Below are 1,485 nucleotides of genomic sequence, written 5' to 3' on the forward strand. Positions count from 1 at the left end.
GCGACCCGCTACGATCGCCTAGCCTGCAACTATCTCGCAGCCGTCGCGCTAGTTTCCTCTGTCATCGCATGGACCTGAATGAGTCCCCTACCTAGACCTGCTGCATCCCGCCGTCGACGCACAGTTCGGCCCCCGCGACGAAGCTCGCCTCGTCGCTCAGTAGGAACAGCGTGGCCGCTGCCACCTCCTCGGGACGCGCCATGCGGCCGAGCGGGATCGGCGCGATGAGTGCGGCCCGCCCGTCCTCAGATACGCTCGCCATCATGGCGGTATCGGTCGGACCGGGGGCCACCACGTTCACGCGGATGCCGTGTGGGGCCAGTTCCGCCGTCCATGTGCGCGCGTAGGAGCGCAGCGCTGCCTTCGTCGCGGCGTAGGTCCCGTAGGGCGTCACGCCCATGACGTCGGCAATCGACCCCATCAGCACGATGGCCCCACCCCGCCCCATTGCGCCCAGAGCCGCTTGCAACCCGAAGACAGCCCCACGGACGTTGACCGCAAAGTGCCGGTCGAAATGCTCGGGCGTCCCGTCGCGCAGGGTCGCGGGTTCCGAGATGCCCGCGTTGAGGACCAGCGCGTCGATCCGGCCATGCATCTCCCGCACCGTCGCCACGACGCGGTGCAGATCCTCCTGTTGGGCTGCGTCCGCGACGAGGCCCTGCGCACCGCGCCCGATCCTCGCAGCGGCTGCGTCGACCTCGTCGGCGCGCCGCCCGGTGAAGACGACCGACGCGCCTTCGACCGCCAGCCGCTCGGCGACCGCAAGGCCGATGCCTTTCGCCCCGCCGATCACCAGCGCAACCTTGTCTTGCATGCGAGCCATCGGGGCATCCCTTCATCTGCGATGGCGCAGCAGATACACAGCGTGTATCTGCTATCAAGAACGCACTTAAGGTAGCCTAGATATGGCCGACGATACCGACTTCGATGCCGCGTCCGCTTGCGCGCTCGCCAACATGGCGCAGGTCCGCCCGGTGCTGGACAAGATCGCCGACAAGTGGACGATCCTGATCCTCACGGTGCTTTGCCCGCGGCCTTCACGGTTCAACGCGATCAAGCGGCGGCTCGACGGCATCACGCACAAGGCGCTGGCGGACGCGCTGAAGCGGCTGGAGCGCAATGGTTTGGTGACCCGGACGGTGCTGCCGACCGCACCTATCGGCGTCGAGTATGCGATCACCCCGCTCGGCCATTCACTACGCGAGCCCTTTGAGGCGCTCTGCGCGTGGGCACTCAACAACGGTGCGGCGATTGATGCGGCCAACCGCGAACATGACAGCATCAAAATGAAGCCGTGAAAACGCGTCCGCTTTCGGATCGCCGGATGCCGGGACCGAACATCTAGTAGTCCAAATCTCACGCTTGGTACCCATACGCACATGTCGGCTCAGGGTGGTTTGCCGTCCTTCCGCTTTATGGCGCAGAACGGAGGAAGCAGACGTCCGGCGTTCGCGCTGAAGCTGACCGAAAGCAAGGATCTGCACC

At 65.8% G+C, this 1,485-nt stretch carries 2 protein-coding genes; one reads left to right on the top strand and one right to left on the bottom strand.

The genetic code is table 11. The features are described 5' to 3' along the window. Positions 1–91: 91 nt before the first annotated feature. Positions 92–823 (bottom strand): SDR family NAD(P)-dependent oxidoreductase, encoded by a 732-nt coding sequence (locus BMY19_RS30295; protein WP_100253896.1) that lies wholly within the window; start codon positions 821–823, stop codon positions 92–94. Between the two features lie 82 nt (positions 824–905). On the opposite strand from BMY19_RS30295, the gene BMY19_RS30300 reads away from it, so the two are divergent. Continuing rightward, the gene (locus BMY19_RS30300; RefSeq protein ID WP_020096271.1) at positions 906–1,298 is read left to right on the top strand and encodes a winged helix-turn-helix transcriptional regulator; all 393 of its coding nucleotides are present in this window, start codon (positions 906–908) and stop codon (positions 1,296–1,298) included. The last annotated feature ends 187 nt before the right edge of the window (positions 1,299–1,485 follow it).

It is taken from the genome of Methylobacterium sp. UNC300MFChir4.1 (genome assembly GCF_900110155.1).
Taxonomy (GTDB): domain Bacteria; phylum Pseudomonadota; class Alphaproteobacteria; order Rhizobiales; family Beijerinckiaceae; genus Methylobacterium.